The sequence below is a fragment of the Thalassospira sp. B30-1 genome (assembly GCF_015767575.1).
Classification (GTDB): domain Bacteria; phylum Pseudomonadota; class Alphaproteobacteria; order Rhodospirillales; family Thalassospiraceae; genus Thalassospira; species Thalassospira xiamenensis.
Genome location: NZ_CP065232.1, coordinates 2,578,437 through 2,598,000, shown reverse-complemented (window position 1 = coordinate 2,598,000; position 19,564 = coordinate 2,578,437). Strand labels below are relative to the sequence as shown.

Annotated in this window: 16 protein-coding genes; 9 read left to right on the top strand and 7 right to left on the bottom strand. The window is 55.9% G+C overall.

Annotation, left to right across the window (positions count from 1 at the left end; all coding sequences use genetic code 11):
* Nucleotides 1-21: 21 nt before the first annotated feature.
* From adhP to IT971_RS12555, 5 genes are all read right to left on the bottom strand, one after another.
* Nucleotides 22-1,044: an alcohol dehydrogenase AdhP gene (adhP, locus tag IT971_RS12575; RefSeq protein WP_007090270.1), complete on the bottom strand. Its 1,023-nt coding sequence runs from the start codon at nt 1,042-1,044 to the stop codon at nt 22-24.
* Between the two features lie 140 nt (nt 1,045-1,184).
* The gene (locus tag IT971_RS12570; protein ID WP_007090269.1) at nt 1,185-2,003 is read right to left on the bottom strand and encodes a ferritin-like domain-containing protein; all 819 of its coding nucleotides are present in this window, start codon (nt 2,001-2,003) and stop codon (nt 1,185-1,187) included.
* Nucleotides 2,004-2,147: 144 nt separating this feature from the next.
* Nucleotides 2,148-2,918 (bottom strand): hypothetical protein, encoded by a 771-nt coding sequence (locus IT971_RS12565; protein ID WP_007090268.1) that lies wholly within the window; start codon nt 2,916-2,918, stop codon nt 2,148-2,150.
* 241 nt (nt 2,919-3,159) lie between these two features.
* Nucleotides 3,160-3,624, bottom strand: a complete 465-nt coding sequence (gene bcp, locus IT971_RS12560) for a thioredoxin-dependent thiol peroxidase (protein ID WP_007090267.1) — start codon at nt 3,622-3,624, stop codon at nt 3,160-3,162.
* Nucleotides 3,625-3,754: 130 nt separating this feature from the next.
* Nucleotides 3,755-6,724, bottom strand: coding sequence for a bifunctional [glutamine synthetase] adenylyltransferase/[glutamine synthetase]-adenylyl-L-tyrosine phosphorylase (locus IT971_RS12555; RefSeq protein WP_063095777.1), 2,970 nt, complete (start codon nt 6,722-6,724; stop codon nt 3,755-3,757).
* A gap of 284 nt (nt 6,725-7,008) precedes the next feature.
* On the opposite strand from IT971_RS12555, the gene IT971_RS12550 reads away from it, so the two are divergent.
* On the top strand, nt 7,009-10,545 hold the full coding sequence (locus IT971_RS12550) for an AsmA-like C-terminal domain-containing protein (protein WP_063095779.1): 3,537 nt from the start codon (nt 7,009-7,011) through the stop codon (nt 10,543-10,545).
* 70 nt (nt 10,546-10,615) lie between these two features.
* Here the strand turns inward: IT971_RS12550 and tyrS are convergent, their stop codons facing one another.
* Entirely contained in the window at nt 10,616-11,869 is a 1,254-nt protein-coding gene (gene tyrS, locus IT971_RS12545; protein ID WP_007090264.1) for a tyrosine--tRNA ligase, read from the bottom strand.
* 205 nt (nt 11,870-12,074) lie between these two features.
* Here tyrS and IT971_RS12540 point away from each other — a divergent pair, with 205 nt between their 5' ends.
* Entirely contained in the window at nt 12,075-13,190 is a 1,116-nt protein-coding gene (locus IT971_RS12540; protein ID WP_063095781.1) for an anhydro-N-acetylmuramic acid kinase, read from the top strand.
* 38 nt (nt 13,191-13,228) lie between these two features.
* Here IT971_RS12540 and IT971_RS12535 read toward each other — a convergent pair whose 3' ends face one another.
* Nucleotides 13,229-13,867: an alpha/beta hydrolase gene (locus tag IT971_RS12535; RefSeq protein WP_007091931.1), complete on the bottom strand. Its 639-nt coding sequence runs from the start codon at nt 13,865-13,867 to the stop codon at nt 13,229-13,231.
* Nucleotides 13,868-14,111: 244 nt separating this feature from the next.
* Between IT971_RS12535 and cysE the strand changes: the two genes are divergently transcribed.
* From cysE to hscB, 7 genes are all read left to right on the top strand, one after another.
* A complete protein-coding gene (gene cysE / locus IT971_RS12530; RefSeq protein WP_040059877.1) occupies nt 14,112-14,840 on the top strand; it encodes a serine O-acetyltransferase in 729 nt (242 codons plus the stop codon).
* Between the two features lie 135 nt (nt 14,841-14,975).
* The gene (locus IT971_RS12525) at nt 14,976-15,458 is read left to right on the top strand and encodes an Rrf2 family transcriptional regulator (protein ID WP_063095783.1); all 483 of its coding nucleotides are present in this window, start codon (nt 14,976-14,978) and stop codon (nt 15,456-15,458) included.
* 57 nt (nt 15,459-15,515) lie between these two features.
* On the top strand, nt 15,516-16,646 hold the full coding sequence (locus tag IT971_RS12520) for a cysteine desulfurase family protein (RefSeq protein WP_063095785.1): 1,131 nt from the start codon (nt 15,516-15,518) through the stop codon (nt 16,644-16,646).
* Nucleotides 16,647-16,673: 27 nt separating this feature from the next.
* Complete coding sequence (locus IT971_RS12515; RefSeq protein ID WP_007091927.1) at nt 16,674-17,897, top strand: IscS subfamily cysteine desulfurase; 1,224 nt, start codon at nt 16,674-16,676, stop codon at nt 17,895-17,897.
* Between the two features lie 59 nt (nt 17,898-17,956).
* Nucleotides 17,957-18,361 (top strand): Fe-S cluster assembly scaffold IscU, encoded by a 405-nt coding sequence (gene iscU, locus IT971_RS12510; RefSeq protein ID WP_007091926.1) that lies wholly within the window; start codon nt 17,957-17,959, stop codon nt 18,359-18,361.
* Between the two features lie 44 nt (nt 18,362-18,405).
* Nucleotides 18,406-18,747 carry an iron-sulfur cluster assembly accessory protein gene (locus IT971_RS12505; RefSeq protein ID WP_007091925.1) on the top strand — a complete coding sequence of 114 codons (342 nt, stop codon included), beginning with the start codon at nt 18,406-18,408 and terminating at the stop codon, nt 18,745-18,747.
* A gap of 158 nt (nt 18,748-18,905) precedes the next feature.
* Complete coding sequence (hscB, locus tag IT971_RS12500) at nt 18,906-19,550, top strand: Fe-S protein assembly co-chaperone HscB (RefSeq protein ID WP_007091924.1); 645 nt, start codon at nt 18,906-18,908, stop codon at nt 19,548-19,550.
* Nucleotides 19,551-19,564: the final 14 nt, after the last annotated feature.

The window sequence follows — 19,564 nt, the reverse complement described above, 5'->3', positions numbered from 1 at the left end:
TTCAGCGATAAATCGGGTTGATCAGATCGACATCACGATACGGCCATCAATGGTTCCGGCCCGCATGCGATCAAAGATCGAATTGATGTTTTCCATCGGTTCGGTGGTGAAGTGCGAATGCACCTTGCCATCGCCCGCAAATTCCAATGCTTCCTGAAGGTCGGCACGCGTGCCGACGATGGAGCCGCGAATGGTTTTGCGCGACAGCACGGTATCAAAGATATCAAGCTCGAACTTGCCGGGCGGCAGGCCGCACAATGCCATGGTGCCATGACGGCCCAGCATGCCAACACCTTGCGCAAAGGCGGATTTGGAAACGGCAGTTACCAGAACCCCGTTCGCACCGCCCATCTGTTTTTGCACTTCGGCAACCACGTCGGTTTCCTTGGCATTCAGAACCCAATCAGCGCCAAGGTCCTTGGCAAGTTTCAGTTTTTCCGGGCTGATATCAACCGCGATCACCTTCATGCCCATCGCCTTGGCATATTGCACGGCCATGTGACCAAGCCCGCCGACACCGGAAATGACAACGGTTTCACCCGGTTTGCATTCGGTTTCCTTAAGCCCCTTGTAAACCGTGACCCCGGCGCAAAGCACCGGTGCGGCATTGCCAAATTCAAGCGGATCGGGCAGGTGGCCGACATAGTTCGGATCGGCAAGAACATATTCGGCAAAACCGCCATTGACCGAATAACCGGTATTAAGCTGTTCGCCGCAAAGTGTTTCCCAACCGGTAATGCAATGATGGCAATGCCCGCAGGCCGAATGCAGCCACGGCACACCAACCCGGTCGCCTTCCTTGACCGATGTGACGCCTTCGCCAACTTCTGCAACGATGCCCACACCTTCATGGCCGGGGATAAAGGGCGGGTTCGGCTTGACCGGCCAGTCGCCTTCGGCAGCGTGAAGATCGGTATGGCAAACGCCGGATGCCGTGATCTTTACAAGAATTTTGCCGGGCGTGACTTTGGGGACGGTGACTTCCTCAATCGACAATGGCTTGCCGAATTCCCGCACAACGGCGGCCTTCATGGTAGCAGGCATGCTCATATCCTCCTTGCGGAATGATTTTATGCCCACCGGTAGCGGGCATGCATTAAGCGCGCAGGAAGGGTATAGGATAATATGGTTCTAAACTTTGCGATGTATCAAGGAACGGGATAAAAACCGCATCGGCCCTGCCCCTATTCATCCTCGCCCGGCAGTTCCAGAACATAGTCCTGATAATAATCGGGCGGCATTCCGGCTTCGTATCGGGCTTCGTCGTTAAAGGGCGGTTTAAGCGGCCCGCGAAAATGTTTGCGCAGCATGTCATGCCATGTCGTGTAATAGGGCAGGCCGCGCTGATCGCAGACATATTCATAATATTTACGCCCCGCCGCAACATGGGCGATTTCATCATGGGCGATGATTTTAAGGATGCGCGCACTTTCGGTATCCCCATGCGACAGCAACCGTTCGATGGTCGGCGGGGTGGCATCAAGGCCGCGTGCCTCGAACACCATCGGAACGACCGCCAGACGCGGCAGAATGTCATAGGCCGTGTCCATCGATGTTTGCCACAGGCCATCATGGGCAGGCAAATCGCCATAGGCCGCATCCATTTCACCCAGACGTTTGTTGATCATCTTGAAATGACGGGCTTCGTCGTCGGCAACCTGAACCCAGGCATCGTGAAAATGCTTGGGCATGTCGGCTTCGGGAAACCGCACGCAAAGATCCCACGCCAGATCGATGGCATTAAGTTCGATATGGGCCAGTGCATGCAGAAGCCCGATGCGGCCCTGAACGCTGCCTTTTTTGCGTTTGGGCATTTTGTTGGGCGGCAGCAGTTCCGGTTTTGCCGGGCGTCCGGGGCGATCTGGAAGATCGGTTGAACCCACCTCGGTAATCTCGCCATTGCGCCACATCGCCGCCATTTCGGCGGTGACATCGGCTTTTTCCGTGGCATCCGCCGTCAGAAGGGCGCGTTTGGCTGCTTCGGCAAGGGTCAGGCGGGACATGAGGCTTTTCCGGAACATGAAGGATTACCGGCATTCTGTGCCATGTGCAGGATAACGGGTCAATCCCGGCGTGGTGATGGTACGAAAAAGGGCGACCGGAAAAATCACGGCCGCCCTGTCAAACCCGGATATATCGATGATGTCTCAGGTAATGTTGAAGCGCGCCAGTGCTTCGGCCAGATCTTCGCCAAAGGCCGGGCCTTTACGGATGATCGCGGTTCGGCATGGCAGGTCCTGAAGGGACGGGTGGTTCGGGGCGTCCGATGTCAGAACCGCGGTCGGAATGCTGCGGGTTTTCGGCATGGCCTGCAACGCACTGGCAACGTCAACACCGCCAAGCTCATCAATGGTTTTGGCAACGATGATGAAATCCGGGCGGGTGCGCACGGCAAGTTCAATCGCCTCAAACGAGCTTTGCGTGACCGAACAGCGATAACCGCAAGCCGCCAGTTCGCGTTCGACAATGGCTGACATGGAACGTTGCGGAATGACCAGAAGGGCTTCGACATTGGTCTTTTTAAGCCAGTTCGGATCAATGTCAGGGGCACGTTTGGACGGCAGTTCGCGCACGAATTCGGCTGAATCGGCACCGCCACCGGACATGTCACCATCCAGCAGCCCCTCGATCTTGTCGATAAAGGCCTGAATATCGGCAATCGCGTCCTCGGTCAGCTCGCGGCATGTCGTGACATAATCTGCAAGACGGTGGCTGGTCAGATTGACCAGCGGCGCGTTAACCGACTTGCCCTTGTATCGAAGGTTGAAAATTTCGCGCTGGATCGATGTCAGGATCGCCGGATCGGCCTTGCTGCGCGCATTCTGAAGATGCACGCCGATGCTGTTGACGATGTCGTTCGCCTCATCACGGAAATCGGCGAGCATCTGATCGTCGAGATCGATAACATTCTTGTTCATTGTTTTACCCTGCCTTGCCGGTTCCCCGGTCGTTCGCCATACACCAGGAAGTGTAAAAATCGATACACCTTATACTCCCATATCCGGATTCTTAGCCCGACAAACAAGGCAAGGCAACATATTGAATAAGGGTAGGGTTTATTAGGTGCCTGAAAAATATCCGTTTTTAATTGTTATAAAAATGCAAAACCGGCCGGATTCTCATCCGACCGGTCCCTATTCGTAAGACTGGGGCGGTAAATTACAGTGCTTTGACCGCGGCAAGAACCTCTGCCACGTGGTTCTTGACCTTTACCTTGCGCCAGACATTCCGGATCACGCCATCACCATCAATGACGAATGTGCTGCGCTCGATTCCCATGAATTTTTTGCCATACATGCTTTTTTCGGTCCAGGTGCCGTAATCCTCGCAGGTCGTGCTGTTTTCATCCGATGCAAGAATAAAGTTCAGGTCATGTTTGGCCTTGAACTTGTCGTGACTGTTGGCACTGTCCTTGGAAATACCGATGATCTGGGCGTTGACCGCGCTGAAATCGGGTTCGGCATCGCGGAATTCGCACGATTCCGTCGTGCAGCCCGGCGTCATATCCTTGGGATAGAAATAGATCACAACCGGTTTGCCCTTAAGGTCCGATAATTTGACCGAACCGCCGCCGTCGGTCGGCAGGTCGAAATCAGGGGCTTTGTCACCAACATCAAGTGCCATTGTTCTATCCTTGTTCAAAGTTGCACATCCCTGACCAGCTTCGGAAAGCCATGTCAGGAAGTTTCTCCAGACCGTGCTTGCGAAAATACAAAACCTTATAAGCATTGCAAATTGTTCCGGATCACTCTGCTCATTCCGAACGGGGCGGAAGTTTTTCGGCCGGTTCGGTAATCAGACGATCATAGATCGCCTTGATCCGGCCTGCTGTTTCGTCAAGCTTGGCCTGAAGGGCATCGAAATCATCGCATTGCCCGGCGCGTGCGAGCATACGGCGCAAATCGGTACTGGCATTTGCGGGATCAAACGGCCCTTCGGTCGTCAGGCGCAGCATTGCCTGCAACGCCAGCCAGAATGATCCTGCATTGGCAAGGAAGGTTGCTTCTTCTGCCTCCAGTATCCCGGCGGATGACAGGTTTTTGAAAACCTCGCGCGTGGTGGGCGACAGGATTTCGGGATGGGTATGGGCATGCGCCAGTTGCAGATATTGCGCAATGAATTCCAGATCAACCAACCCGCCGCGCCGCATCTTGATCGCCCAGGGGTGGCTATCCCCCTTGCCGGCATCCATGCGGTTGCGCATGTCATAAACATCGCGCAGAAGATCATCGGGATTGCGCTTTTTCTGCAACACCGAATTGGTGGTTTCCATGACCCTGTCGCACAGGGCCTGCGGGCCATAAACCGGACGTAACCGGGTCAGTGCCATATGCTCCCACGTCCAGGCCTCGTTAAGCTGATAGGCCTCGAAACTTTTGAAATGGGTGGCAAGTGGTCCCTTGTTGCCACTGGGGCGCAGGCGAAGGTCGGTTTCAAACAGGACCCCCTCGGCCGTCGGTGCCGAAAGGGCGTTGATGTAACGCTGGCTGAGCCGGATGTAATAATGGCCGGGGCTAAGCGGCTTTTCGCCATTTGATTCTTCGGCATCCTCGGGCACTTCATAGACAAAGATCATATCAAGATCGGAACCGGGCGACAGTTCCTGCCCGCCATGTTTGCCAAGCGCAAAGACCGCAAGCCCGCCATCGTCAAACTTGCCATGCTTTTGCGCAAAATCATCGGCAATGCGCGGGAAAAGCGCGCGAATGGCCACATCGGCGACATCGGCCAATGCCCGGCCTGCCTGATGCGGGGTATGGCGGTTCTGGATGGTTTGCACATCAATGCGGAACTTCTGATCGTTCGCCCAGCGCCGTGCGGTATCAAGCCAGTCTTCGACCATATCCTCGCGCGAAAGAAGGCTGTTGAGTTCCTCAAGCATCGTATCGGCATCGGGCAGTTCGTCGTGGAAGCCCGACATCAGAACATAATCAAGCACCCCGGCATTGCGCCCCAGATATTTGGCCATGCGCGGTGCCGTACCGGCAATCTGCGCCAGAAGCTCAAGCAGTTCCGGATTTGCCGTCAGCAACGAGAAAAGCTGAACGCCAGCAGGCAGCCCTTTGAGGAATTCATCAAAGGCGCGAAACGCCATGTCCGGGTTGGTGGTTTGCGACAATGCCTTCAACAGGGTCGGCATCAGCTCGGTCAGGATTTCACGTGCCCGCCTTGACCGGGTGGCACGATAACGCCCGTGATGCCATCCGCGCACGGTAACCGAAACATTGGTCGGGTTCTCGAACCCCATCTGGCGCAGATTTTCAATTGTATCAGGATCGTCTTCCGTTCCGGTAAAGACAAGATTGCCGTCGGATGCGACCAGGGGAATATCATCTTCGAAAAGTTCGGCATAATTGCTTTCGACCTTACGCAGATGATGCAGAAGATCGGCTTTGAAACCATCAAGCGTGGCATAGCCAAGGAAGGTCGCAAGCCAGTGCAGTCCTTCGTCATTGTCGGGCAATGTCTGCGTCTGCTGGTCGTTTGTCATTTGCAAACGATGTTCGACGGTGCGCAAAAACTCATAGGCGACAAGCATTTCGTCGCGAACCTGTTCGGTAATCTGGCCAAATTCGGTCAATTCGCGCAGCGCATCACAGGTCGCCTTGCAGCGGAGCGCAACCTCGCGCCCGCCCCAGATCAGTTGCTGGGTCTGGGCGAAAAATTCGATCTCGCGAATGCCGCCGCGGCCAAGCTTGATATTGTGGCCCGGAATCACGACCTTGCTGCCGCCTTTGTGGGCGTTGATCTGGCGTTTGATCGAATGAATGTCCTGAATGGCAAGGAAATCAAGATGCTTGCGCCAGACATAAGGGCGCAATATTTCAAGGAATATATCCCCTGATTTTTTGTCGCCTGCAACGATGCGTGCCTTGATCATTGCCGCACGTTCCCAGTTCTGACCAACCGTCTCGTAATAGGTTTCAGCCGCCAGCATCGACAGGATCGGCGGGGTGGATGCCGGATCGGGGCGCAGGCGCAGATCGGTGCGGAAAACATAACCATCACCCGTGCGTTCTTCCATGATGCGCGTAACATCGCGCACCATCCGCACCAGATCCTGCTGCAAACGATCCGGGTCGATATAGGTGACGACCTCGTGATCATAAAGGAAGATCAGGTCGATATCGGATGAATAGTTAAGCTCTTTGGCGCCAAGCTTTCCCATGCCAATCGCAAATATCCCGCAATCGCGCAACGGATCATCGGGATGGGGCAGGTCGAATTTGCGCTGTCTGGCCGTTGCCGAAAGGCAATGCGCCAAGGCGAACTCAAGCGTGACCTCGGCTGTGGTGCTAATCGCGCTCGTGATTTTATCAAGCGTCCAGGCCTTGCAGATATCGGCCATCGCAATAACCAAAGCCGCCCGGCGTTTCGCCTTGCGCACTTCGGCCATGGTGTTTGCCTGATCCAGGGCGCTGGCATTCGCACTTTTGTGCACCGGATCAAGGGCGGCGTCAAAGGCGGCATCAAGTCCCTGATCAAAGGTCAGACAGACGATATCGGGATCGCGCAGGCACAGGTTTGTCAGGTATGGGCTATTGCCAAACATTGCCGCCAGAACATCTTTTTTCGGGCTGTTGGCCGCAATGTCGCCAATCTGTTGTGCCAGATGTTCAAAGACGGGACGATCGGCAAGTGCTGACCATCTTTCGAAACCGTTATTGCAGCGATCCGCATCGAAGGGTTTCGGCAGATCAGGTGTAATCCAGGAAAGAGACACTTTTTGCTTTCCTTGTGTTGCTCTTGTTATTGCTCTTGGACGTCGAACCGGGCTATCCCTTGGCTTGTCGTGCTTTGCTGGCTATTTCCGGCATCCGGTCAGGGGCAGGACATGACACAGATTGTTTCCTTTGTTTCCGACGATACCAAAAAGGCGACAGGGAAACAGTATCAGTTTACATTTATTAGGTTTTTCGCCATCCGCGAAACTTCATTGGCTTGACGGCGTTATTGCATTGATTGAAAAGTCATTCATGGCATCGTAAATTCGGGATCTTTAGGCAGGTGCGTCGCATCAAAATCTTTACCGGCTGGTGTGGGCTGCTTCTTGCTGCCGTGGTCCTGTTTGTCGGCGTTTTCCTTGGTGTACTGGTCTGGCGCATCTCGCAAGGCCCGGTTTCCCTGCATCGTCTCGTACCGTATGTCGTGGCCGAGCTGAACGAAAGCAGCGGCGATACCCGTTTCGATGTTGGCGATATGGTCCTGTTCTGGCGCGGATGGCAGGAACGGTTCGATATCCGATTGCGCGATGTTTCGGTCCGCGACGGTGCGGACAATGAAATGCTGCATGTTCCAGAGGCCGACGTGGTGTTTTCCAGCCGCGCATTGTTTGACGGCGTTCTGGCGCTGCGCGAACTCAACCTGATCGGCCCCAAATTACGCCTTGTGCGCCGTGCCGATGGCAAGATCGATATCGGTTATACCGCGAACGAACAGGCAAGCCGCGAAACCACGGATGCGGTGAAATCTGATACGGTACCTGTGCCTGCGGCAGAAACCGATAGCGCAGATGACGTTGCAGGTACGGCACCGGCCCAGAACAATCCCGATCAACCCGTCGTAACCATGCCGATGCCAACCGCCTCGGAAAACCCATCGCCCGAACACGATCAACCGTTAAGCGATGCACAGCGCGGCATCCGCGACGGCAGCAGTGCAATGCGCGAAATCGTTGCGATCCTGTCGGGCGAGGCCGCCGATTTCCCGGCAGCAGCCTATTTTGAATCGTTCGGGGTGTCTGGCGCGGATCTTCAAGTACGTGACGAAGCGCTTGATATCGTCTGGTCTGCACCGTCTGCCGATATCCGACTGTCGCGTAAACCCATGGGTATCCACGCGGATGCGACGATGAAGGTCAATGCCGGGACGGTCTCGACCGATGTGAATGTCACCGCCGAATATGACAGCCGGATCGAAGAAATCGATATGGCGGTCGATCTGGGCGAAGTCGTTCCATCACAACTGACCAGCATTTCCGATATGTTTGCCGATCTGGCCGGGATCGAGGTGCCGGTAACCGGACGTGTCACCGCAAAACTTGGCGCGGATGGCAGCGTGATCGAACTTGGCACCGATCTTGATCTTGGGGTCGGGCGGGTTGATTTTCCCGCCCCCATGACCGCTTCCTATCATGTCACCGGTGGCAAGGCGGATCTGAGCTTCGTACCCGGTCGGCTGAGCTTTGATGACGTCCGGATCGAAGCCGGGGAAACCGCCGTGGTGCTCAAAGGTGTTGCGCTAAACCCGCTGGGCCAGTGGGCCATCGATATCACGGCGACGGCAACCGATGTGCGGACCAATGACCTGCCGCAATTGTGGCCCGAAACCATTGGCCATAATGCACGCACCTGGGTGGTTGAAAACCTGACAGACGGGATCGTTCATCAGGCCGAACTGCGCACCAGACTGCATCAGGACGAAACCGGAAACATCGTTGTCGATCATCTGGACGGCGAAATGAACATGACCGGTGTTACCGTGCATTATCTTGGCGATATGCCATCGGTTCTGGGTGCCGGCGGACGGGCGGAGTTTGATCAGTCGAGTTTCAGCATTTTCGTTAATGAAGGCGAAGCTGACGGGATCGTGGTTGACGAGGCAACGCTTGTCTTCTCGCAGCTTGATACCGACACCGAAATGGCCGATATCGAGGTTGTCGCCCACGGCGGCGCGCGCAATGTGCTTGAAATGATCGATGAAGAACCGCTTGGTTTCGCAACCAAGCTTGGCATCGATCCCGCACAGGTCGATGGCGAACAGGCAACCCGCGTCAAGCTGCATTTCCCATTGCTCAAAGACCTGTCTTTCGATGATGTCGAGGTCGCCGCTGCATCGCGCATCGAAAATGCCGCGATTACCGATGCGTTCCGTGAACTTGATCTTTCCGATGGCACCTTTGAATTGCAGGTCAATACCAAGGGGCTCGAACTGTCGGGCGAGGCCGCGATTGGCAAGGGCCGAACAAACATCAAATGGATCGAAAGCTTTGCCGATGATACGCCCGTCATCAGCCACTATGACCTTGAAGGCGATCTTGATCTTGCCGCGTTGGAACAGGTCGGCTTTGCCGCCGATCCCTATGCAAGCGGTGTCGCCACCGGCAAGGTCACCATCGAACATCTGCGCAGCCGCGATGTCGTTATCAAGGCGCAAACCAGCCTGTCTGCCGCCGACATTAAGCTTGATATGGTCGATTATCACAAAACACCGGGGCAGGATGCCAGCCTTGCGTTTGACCTGACCGTCAAGGCCAATGGGGCGGGTGAAGTCCGGTCGTTTGATCTGATGGCACCTGAACTGGTCGCCAAGGCCAAGGGGCGCTGGCGCGGCGACAGCCCGATTGCCGATAAGTTCACCATCAATCTGAATGATACCCGGTTCCGCGAAAACCTTGCCGTATCCGGGGCCATCACGGTTGATCAGGGGGGCAAGCTTCTGGTCGATCTCAAGGGCAAGCAGTTTGATCTGCGTTCCTTCGTCGAAGACAGCCCAAAGGACGGCGCGCAAAAACCGGCCAGCCCGGCGGGGGATTTCGATGCGATGGATATCCGGCTCGAAGCCTCCGAATTTCTGATCAAGGGGGACCGTCCCGTTCTGCGCGATGGATCGATCCTGCTTAACCAGACCGGCGAAAACCGCGAGGTTGAAATCGCCGCCCGTCAGGCCGATGCGCAGCCATGGATCGCCGATGACGATGCGCCGCGTGATCCCGGCCCGGTCGAAAGCCCCAATAGTGGTGGCATCGGCCAGAATGCCTCGCGCGTTGGCGGGAAGACCGATATCTTCCTGTCGATCGATCAGGTGATCATGGCCAATTCCGAATTGCTTGGCGATCTTGAAGGTTCCATTCACGTCGTTGGCGATGAATGGGACGGACTGGTTCTGAACGGCACATTGGGGGATCGGTCAAACGTCTTTGTCCAGGTCGAACGCAAGGATGCGAAAACGCGAAATGTCCGCCTGACCAGCGAAGATGCCGGCAAGTTCCTGCGTGCGGTGGATTTGTACGAGAATCTTCTGGGGGGCGCGCTTGCCATCGAGGGGACGGTTGATGATAGCACATGGTCGCAACCCTTCACGGGCAAGGTCAATATCACGGCTTTCCGGGCGGTGAATGCACCGCTTGCCGCCCGTGTTCTGGGCGCGGCATCGCTCACCGGTCTTGCCGATGTGCTGGGCGGAAACGGCATCGCCTTTGACGAACTGAACGGCGATTTCACCTATGCCAATGATGTGCTCGCGCTCAGCAAATTTGCCGCCAACGGCTCGGCGGTTGGCGTGACCAGCAATGGCTCGATTGACATGGCAAAGGCCGAAATCCGGCTGGCAGGCTCGATTGTGCCGATCTATGCGCTTAATTCCGCCCTTGGTGCGATACCGCTTCTGGGGGATTTGCTGGTGGGCGAGGAAGGCGGCGGTATTTTCGCCCCGACCTACACCATCGAAGGCGCACTTGAAGACCCGGAAGTCACGGTCAATCCGTTATCGACCTTTGTGCCGGGCGTGTTCCGCAATCTGATAACCGGCGCTGAACCGGGATGAAATAAACAAAGGCCCCGGACGCATGCCCGGGGCCTTTGATTTTCAATCCGATAAAGACGCGATAGCCTGATTAAACCGGCTTGATCAGAACGTGGCGTTTTTTACCCGCCGAAAGCTTGATCACGCCATCAGAATTGACCGCATCACCGCCAATGATGATGTTTTCATCATCGACTTTCTCGTCATTGATCTTGGCCCCACCACCCTTGATCAGGCGGCGCGCTTCACCGCCCGATTTGGCAAGGTCGGCCCGACGGAACAGATCAAATGCCGCGATGCCCGCATCAATTTCCGATTTCGGAACTTCGACAGTCGGAAGGTCGTCGGCCAGAACGCCTTCCTCAAAGGTCTTGCGCGCGGTTTCTGCTGCCGCAAGGGCGGCTTCCTCCCCACGGCACAGCTTGACCGCTTCGAACGCCAGGATTTTCTTGGCTTCGTTAATCTCGGCCCCTTCGAACTTTTCATATTCGGCAATCTGCTCAAGCGACAGCTCGGTGAACAGACGCATGAACTTGATCACGTCGGCGTCTTCGCTGTTGCGCCAGAACTGGTAATAATCATACGCCGACAGGCGTTCCTCGTTCAGCCACACCGCACCCGATGCCGTCTTGCCCATCTTCGCACCTGATGCGGTGGTCATAAGCGGCGTGGTCAGGCCAAACAATGCACTGTCATCCACACGACGGCCAAGCTCGACACCATTGACGATATTGCCCCACTGGTCCGAACCGCCCATCTGAAGGACGCAGCCATATTTGCGCTGCAGTTCGACAAAGTCATAGGCCTGCAGGATCATGTAGTTGAATTCAAGGAAGCTCAGCGACTGTTCACGTTCCAGACGCAGCTTGACGGAATCAAAGCTCAGCATCCGGTTGACCGAGAAATGACGCCCGAAATCACGCAGGAATTCGATGTAATTGATTTTATCGAGCCAGTCGGCGTTATTGACCATGACCGCATCGGTCGGGCCATCGCCAAATGTCAGGAACTGCTGAAACACCTTTTTGATACCGGCCATGTTGGCGGCAATGATTTCATCGGTCAGAACCGGGCGGGCATCATCACGGCCGGTCGGATCACCAACACGGGTCGTACCGCCGCCCATCAGGACAATCGGCTTGTGGCCGGTTTTCTGCAACCAGCGCAGCATCATGATCGAAACAAGCGACCCGACATGCAGGCTGTCTGCGGTGCAATCATAGCCCACATAGCACACCACCTTTTTTTCTGACGCATAGGCATCAAGCCCTTCAAGATCAGTACATTGGTGGATGTAACCGCGGTCATTCATGACGCGGAGAAAATCAGACTTCAGTTCAGTCATGGTTTTTGCGCTATGTTGGTTGTGAGTGTAAAAATACGAGCACCCCAAAGGGCGGAGGCGATGATCTAGCACAGAAAATATCCCCTCGGCAACGCATCGACGCCCTGTTTGCAATGCATGGTAACGATTTCGCGATAAATCGGGCTTAATCTGCGCTCTTGCGGCACGGACAAACGCAAAAACGCATACGGGAACGGAGTACAAAATGACAACCGGCTGGATCAAGGCCATCGGCATGATGAGCGGCACATCCCTTGACGGGGTGGATGCGGCATTGATTGAAACCGACGGCGTCGATGTCCGGCGTACCGGTCATGCCGTTTTCGTGCCGTATAGCCCTGACTTACGCGAACGCATGCGCGCCTGCTTTGGCAATCGTGCTGCCACCAACAGCGAACATGTTGTGGCCGATGATCTGACGCTGGTGCATGTGGATGCTGTTAACATGTTGCTGGATCGTGCGGCGATTTCCCCATCCGAAATTGGTGTGATTGGGTTTCACGGCCAGACCGTGTTTCATGAACCGGCATCGGGGATCACGCGCCAGATCGGAACGCCCGATATGCTGGCCGAAAAAACCGGCATTCCGGTTGTTGCCGATTTCCGGCTGGCCGATGTTGCCGCCGGGGGCGAAGGCGCGCCCTTGGCCCCGGTTTATCATGCCGCCCTGATGAAAAGTGCCGGTGTTGATATGCCGGTGGCTGTCCTGAATATCGGCGGCGTTTCCAATGTCACATGGATCGGTGCCGATGAAGAATTGCTGGCTTTTGATTGCGGGCCGGGCAATGCACGTATCGATGACTGGATGTTGCGCCATACCGGCAATCCGGTCGATCTGAACGGTGCAACCGCCGCATCCGGCCTGCCAGACCCGATGATCGAGGTCAAATTCCTTGAAGACCCGTATTTCGACCGCATCCCGCCCAAATCGCTTGATCGCGAAGATATGGCACTCCGCATTGATGGGCTGGTGGCAGAGGCAAAGCTGGGGGTTGCCGACGGGGCGGCAACACTGGCGCAATGCACCGTGGCGGCGGTTGTTGCCGGGGTAAATCACCTGCCTGCGGCTCCCCTGCAATGGTTTGTCTGTGGCGGCGGGCGTCACAATGATTATCTGATGGCACATTTGAATGATCGGCTGGGTGTGCCAGTACGATCCGTTGACGATCTGGACTGGGACGGTGATGCGGTCGAGGCCGAATGCTTCGGCTATCTTGCTGTCCGTCATCTTTGCGATCTGCCGCTTAGTTTTCCCGGCACAACCGGCGTTCCCGAACCATGCCGGGGCGGAAAGCTCTATCACAGCAAAAAGGCCGCCTGATCAGGCGGCCTTTGGTCTTTTTGTCCGGCTGGCAGTGCTTACGCGCTGCGCTTGTCCAGATAAGCAGCCGTATGCTTGATCACGTCGTCCTGCTGCTTGGCAAAGTAATGATCGGCACCTTCGATGACGCACATATCAACTTCGATGCCTTTCTGGGCATTCAGCTTGTCGGCAAGCTTGTTGACAGACGCCAGCGGGATGTTGGTGTCGTGCGACCCGTGGATCATGATGCCCGATGACGGGCAGGGGGCCAGGAAGGTGAAATCATAGTCGCTGGCCGGGGCTGCAACCGAAATGAAACCGTCAATTTCCGGGCGGCGCATCAAAAGCTGCATGCCGATCCACGAACCGAATGAATAGCCCGCAACCCAGGTTGCGCGCGCATTGGCGTTATAGGTCTGCATCCAGTCAAGGGCGGATGCCGCATCCGACAATTCACCAATTCCCTGATCATAAACGCCCTGCGAGCGTCCGACACCGCGGAAATTGAAACGCATGACCGAATAGCCGCGATCCTTGAACATGTTGAACATGTTAAAGCACAGCTTGTTGTTCATGGTGCCGCCCTGCTGGGGGTGCGGATGAAGAATAAGCGCAATGGGCGAATCGTCTGCGCCATTGTGGTGATAGCGACCTTCAAGGCGGCCTTCAGGGCCGTTAAAAATGACCTCAGGCATGGATCAGACTGCTCCTGTCCACGAATGGAATGGGGTGAGTAAAGAATATATCCGAGTATTTTTGTAGGTTTTTTCGTTCTTGTGCATAAATTGCTTTGGGCAAATACTTGACCAGGTTACTCGGTTATCCTATATTCCGGCTAACCCGATGGCATCATTGCTGTCCGTTTTGCGCGGTTCGCGCTGCGGGCAACGATGTCGGCTGCCGGGAATCGAAGCTACTAATTACACAGTGGACAGCCCGATGTTCAAGCTAATTCGTCAGGAAATAGACGCGATGATCGCCCGCGATCCAGCGGCACGCTCCCGCTGGGAGATCGCGCTCTGTTATCCGGCGTTCCATGCAATCATGGGATATCGCGGCACAAACTGGCTGTGGAAGCGCGGTTTTCGTATAACCGCACGCTTCCTGTCACAGATTTTGCGCTGGCTGACCGGGATTGAAATTCACCCCGGTGCGACGATTGGCAAACGGTTCTTTATTGATCATGGCATGGGTGTTGTGATTGGCGAAACCGCCGAAATCGGCGATGACGTTACCCTCTATCAGGGGGTTACCCTTGGTGGGACATCGCCCAGCGTCAATAGCGATGGCCAGCGTGGCCTGAAACGTCACCCGACGCTTGAAGATGGGGTGATTGTCGGTTCTGGCGCGCAGATCCTTGGTCCGTTCATTGTCCGCAAGAATGCACGTGTTGGCGGTAACGCCGTCGTGCTGTCCGAAGTCCCCGAAGGCGCAACCGTGGTCGGTATTCCGGCCAAGATCGTCCGTCGGGAAAAGGACGACCGTTTCTGTGCCTATGGTACGCCGCTGGGCGATCTGCCCGATCCGGTTGCGCGCGCGCTTGAAGAACTGGGCCGCGAAGTCCAGACGTTGCGCAGTCAGGTTGCCGCCCTTGAAGCCGACAGGGCAGGTACAGCCGCCGGTGCGGATACACCGGCAAAGCCGCGGATTGTCGCCGCGTCAGAGTAATATTTGTAACCGTCCCAATCGGGCGGATACAGGTCGGGCATCAAATAGACATGTTGATCGCCCATAAAGGAAATACAGAGCTTGTGATCATTTCCCGACAGTTCGGGGTCTGATCAACAGGTAGGAGGACGAACCGTGAAGCTGAGTACAAAAGGCCGCTATGCCGTCATGGCGATGGTCGATCTCGCTGATAGCAGCAGGGACCGGCCGGTCGCGCTTGCCGATATTGCGGACCGTCAGGAAATATCCCTGTCCTATCTGGAACAGCTTTTTGGCAAATTGCGCAAAGGCGGACTTGTCCGATCTGTCCGGGGTCCGGGTGGTGGTTATCTTCTGGCCCGCACGGCCGAGGAAACCCGCGTTGCCGATGTTATTCTGGCTGTTGACGAACCGATCCGCGCAACCCGCTGCAAATCGGGCTCGCCAAAGGGCTGCAAGGCCAATCAGGGCCGCTGTCTGACCCATGAATTGTGGGAAGAACTCGGCAACCAGATTTATCTTTATCTGGCCTCTGTCAGTCTGGCTGATGTTGTGGATCGTCGTGTTCCGGGCGGGGCACGCATGTTCGAGCCCAGAACCACGAAAATCAAAGAGCCGAGCCAGGTTGCGGCCCAGTAACTTGTCCTCTATATCGAGGGCAGATCAGAAAATGCGAATAAGGATGATTATAAACAGATGACCAACCCGGTTTACCTTGATTACAACGCCAGCGCGCCACTGTGCCACGAAGCACGGCAGGCGATGCTTGTGGCGATGGAAATCGCGGGCAACCCGTCATCTGTTCATGCATCCGGTCGTGCGGCCCGCAAGATTGTCGATCATGCCCGTCGTAAAATTGCCGATCTGATCGGTGGTGATGCCGAACGTGTGATTTTCACAAGCGGCGGTACCGAGGCCAACAATCTGGCCCTGAACGGTTTGGAAGATGTCACCGTATTTACCAGTGCGGTCGAACATCCGTCGGTGATCGAAGCCCGGTCGGATGCGAAACGTATTCCGGTTGATGCCAATGGTGTCATTGATCTGGCCGCCCTTGAAACCATGCTGCGTGCGGCATCCGATGCCGGGCAGAAGGTGCTGGTTTCGGTGATGCTGGCCAACAATGAAACCGGCGTTATTCAGCCGGTCGCCAAAGTCGGCCTTCTGGCCCGCGAATATGGCGCAAAGGTCCATTGTGACGCGGTTCAGGCCTTGGGTCGTTTGCCTGTCGATATGGGCCAGCTTCTGGTCGATATGGTGTCGATTTCGGCCCACAAGATCGGCGGCCCCAAAGGGATTGGTGCCTTGGCGATTGCGCCCGGCGTGATGCTGGTGCCGCAGATCCGCGGTGGCGGTCAGGAAAAATACCGCCGTGGCGGCACGGAAAACGTGATCGGTATCGCAGGCTTTGGTGCTGCGGCCGAACGCGCCGACACCAGCCGGGCGAAAATGGACGATGTCCGTGCGTTGCGCGACCGTCTGGAAACGGTTTTGGCATCAGAAGCCCCCGAACTTCTGATTGCCGGAAAAGGAACGGATCGACTGGTCAATACCAGCTGCCTGATCCTGCCGGGCATGCCAGGGGAAACCCAGGTGATGGCGCTTGATCTTGCAGGGGTTGCGATCAGTTCGGGATCAGCCTGTTCATCAGGCAAGGTACGTGAAAGCCACGTATTGAAGGAAATGGGGGTTACGGATGCCGGATCGGCCATAAGGGTCAGTCTGGGACTGGAAACCACCGACGACGAGATTGATACATTTATCCGCGTTTGGAGCCGGATGCGGGGCAATGCAGTGCGTAAGAAAAGTGCGCGCCACGCGGCCTGAAAAAGAGTGAGTGAGGAAGCCTTAATTATGAACGAGCTTAAAGCAAAGCCGATCTATCTGGATTACCAGGCAACGACGCCGACCGATCCGCGTGTGGTGGATGCCATGCTGCCCTACTTCACCGAGAAGTTCGGTAACCCGCATTCGCGCAACCACAGCTTTGGCTGGGAAGCGGAAGACGCGGTCGAGGTCGCACGCGACCAGGTCGCCAAGATCATTGGCGCCTCGTCCAAAGAGATCATTTTCACCTCGGGTGCGACGGAATCGAACAACCTTGCGCTCAAGGGCGTGATGAAGTTCTACGGCAAGAAAAAGCCGCACCTGATCACGGTCGTGACCGAACATAAATGCGTGCTCGACAGTGCCCGTCACCTTGAACAGGAAGGTTTCAAAGTAACCTATCTTGGCGTCAAGGATAACGGCCTGATCGACCTTGAACAGCTGAAAGCCGCGATCACCGATGAAACCGCGATTGTGTCGGTCATGGCGGTGAACAACGAAATCGGCGTGATCCAGCCGCTGAAAGAAATCGGCGAAATCTGCCGCGAACGCGGTGTGTTCTTCCACACCGATTGCGCACAGGCGGTTGGCAAGATTCCGCTTGATGTCGATGATATGAAAATCGACCTGATGTCGATTTCCGGCCACAAGATTTATGGCCCGAAAGGCATTGGTGCGCTTTATGTCCGCCGTCGTCCGCGCGTTCGCGTCATCGCACAGATCACCGGTGGTGGTCAGGAACGCGGCATGCGTTCCGGTACGCTGCCGACCCCGCTGATCGTCGGTCTGGGCAAGGCATGCGACATCGCCATGAACGAAATGGCCGAAGAAAATGCCCGCATCATGGAGCTGCGGGACTACACCATGAAACGTTTCCGGGATCGCCTGGCCGATATCTATGTCAATGGCGACGAGCAACAGCGCGTTGCGGGCAACCTCAATGTTTCCTTTGCCTATGTCGAAGGCGAAAGCCTTCTGATGGACATCAAGAACATTGCGGTTTCGTCCGGTTCGGCCTGCACCTCGGCATCGCTGGAACCGTCTTATGTTCTGCGTGCGCTCGGTGTTGACGAAGAACTCGCCCATACCTCGCTTCGCATCGGTATTGGCCGTTATACGACCCGTGAAGAGCTCGATCAGGCGATTGATTCGATCTGTGTCGCTGTCGAACGCCTTCGCGAAATGAGCCCGCTTTGGGAAATGGCCCAGGAAGGCATCGACATCAAGTCGATCGAGTGGGCCGAACACTAAGCGTAACGAACTATTCCTTCTCGTGAGAGAGAAACAGGACTTTTAGGAGGACTTTTACCATGGCTTATAGTGAAAAGCTGATCGACCATTACGAAAACCCGCGCAATGTCGGTTCGATGGACAAGAACGAAACGTCTGTCGGTACCGGTCTGGTCGGTGCCCCGGCCTGTGGCGACGTCATGAAATTGCAGATCAAGGTGACCGCCGACGGGATCATCGAAGATGCAAAGTTCAAGACGTTCGGTTGCGGTTCGGCCATCGCGTCAAGCTCGCTGATCACCGAATGGGTCAAGGGCAAGTCGCTTGACGAAGCCGGTTCGATCAAGAACTCGCAGATCGCCGAAGAACTGGCTCTGCCGCCGGTGAAAATTCACTGCTCGATCCTGGCAGAAGATGCCATCAAGGCAGCGATTGCCGACTACAAGACCAAAAACGGTCAGGGCGAAGTCGAAGCTGCTGAATAAGCAGCTTCTACCCCCCTTCGTTTTAGGGAATTCAGGAGAAGACTATGGCATTACCGTCCCCGATCAGTGTCACCCCTGAGGCGCTTGTTCATATCAAGGCGTTGCTTGATAGCCGCGGAAAACCATCCGAAGGCATCCGCCTTGGCGTGCGCAGCAAAGGGTGCTCGGGTCTGTCCTACACGCTTGAATATGCAGATGATGCATCGGGCTTCGAAGAAGTCGTCGAGCTTGAGGACGGCGTTAAGCTTCTGATTGACCCCAAAGCCATCATGTTCGTGCTCGGCACCGAGATGGATTACGAGGTCACCAGTCTGGAAGAAGGTTTCGTCTTCCGTAACCCCAATGAAAAGGGGCGTTGCGGCTGCGGGGAATCCTTCCACGTCTGACGGTCTGCCGGGTTTTCCCTGCTTCTTGATCGGTCATGGCCCCGGTGATGGATGTTCTGATGGACGTTCCGATCACCGGGGCCATCGACTGAAAGCAGCCCCGGTCGTCGTTATTTTGTCGTTCTGTCATTTGTTTTTAAATCTTGAAAGTGCATAGCGTGAGCAATACCGGTACCTCAGAAACGCGCACCGCAGAACAGCCGCAGCATAAAGTCTGCTGGTCCTGCAAGGGCCCGGTCGAGGCATCAGCCCTGTTTTGCGATACCTGCAATGCCATCCAGCCCCCCGGCCAGCTTGACCATTTCACGCGCTTTGGCCTGGAACGCACCTTCATCATCGATGTCGATGCGATAGAGGCAACCTACCTTAAGCAGCAGCAACTGCTCCATCCCGACCGCTTCGCATCGAAATCCGCCCGTGAACAGGCCCTGTCGTCACAGCAGGCGGCAACCCTGAATGGCGCGTTCGAAACCCTTAAAAACCCGGTCGCGCGGGCCGAATATCTTCTGCGTCTGGCCGGTCACGAACCCGAAGGCGGCGAGGGGCATACGGTCAACGATCCCGCCCTTCTGATGGAAGCCATGGAAATGCGCGAAGCCCTGCATGATGCCGATGATCGCAATACGGTCGACGCCATGATCAAGGATACCCGAAAGGCCGCCCGTGCGTGTGAGCAGGACGTTGCCGAGGCACTTGACCAGAACGCATATGACCGGGCCAGAAAACTGACAACCCGGCTCAGATACCTGATGAAAATGACCGAGGAAGCGCGCGCGAAGAAATCGCGTCTTGCCGCCGCCTGATCATTTAAAAAGAA

What these genes read in the sequence shown, in the direction of transcription:
- adhP (WP_007090270.1), bottom strand. Translation starts at nt 1,044, where the DNA reads ATGCCTGCTACCATGAAGGCCGCCGTTGTGCGGGAATTCGGCAAGCCA.
- IT971_RS12570 (WP_007090269.1), bottom strand. Translation starts at nt 2,003, where the DNA reads ATGTCCCGCCTGACCCTTGCCGAAGCAGCCAAACGCGCCCTTCTGACG.
- IT971_RS12565 (WP_007090268.1), bottom strand. Translation starts at nt 2,918, where the DNA reads ATGAACAAGAATGTTATCGATCTCGACGATCAGATGCTCGCCGATTTC.
- bcp (WP_007090267.1), bottom strand. Translation starts at nt 3,624, where the DNA reads ATGGCACTTGATGTTGGTGACAAAGCCCCTGATTTCGACCTGCCGACC.
- tyrS (WP_007090264.1), bottom strand. Translation starts at nt 11,869, where the DNA reads ATGACTGAACTGAAGTCTGATTTTCTCCGCGTCATGAATGACCGCGGT.
- IT971_RS12540 (WP_063095781.1), top strand. Translation starts at nt 12,075, where the DNA reads ATGACAACCGGCTGGATCAAGGCCATCGGCATGATGAGCGGCACATCC.
- IT971_RS12535 (WP_007091931.1), bottom strand. Translation starts at nt 13,867, where the DNA reads ATGCCTGAGGTCATTTTTAACGGCCCTGAAGGCCGCCTTGAAGGTCGC.
- cysE (WP_040059877.1), top strand. Translation starts at nt 14,112, where the DNA reads ATGTTCAAGCTAATTCGTCAGGAAATAGACGCGATGATCGCCCGCGAT.
- IT971_RS12520 (WP_063095785.1), top strand. Translation starts at nt 15,516, where the DNA reads ATGACCAACCCGGTTTACCTTGATTACAACGCCAGCGCGCCACTGTGC.
- IT971_RS12515 (WP_007091927.1), top strand. Translation starts at nt 16,674, where the DNA reads ATGAACGAGCTTAAAGCAAAGCCGATCTATCTGGATTACCAGGCAACG.
- iscU (WP_007091926.1), top strand. Translation starts at nt 17,957, where the DNA reads ATGGCTTATAGTGAAAAGCTGATCGACCATTACGAAAACCCGCGCAAT.
- IT971_RS12505 (WP_007091925.1), top strand. Translation starts at nt 18,406, where the DNA reads ATGGCATTACCGTCCCCGATCAGTGTCACCCCTGAGGCGCTTGTTCAT.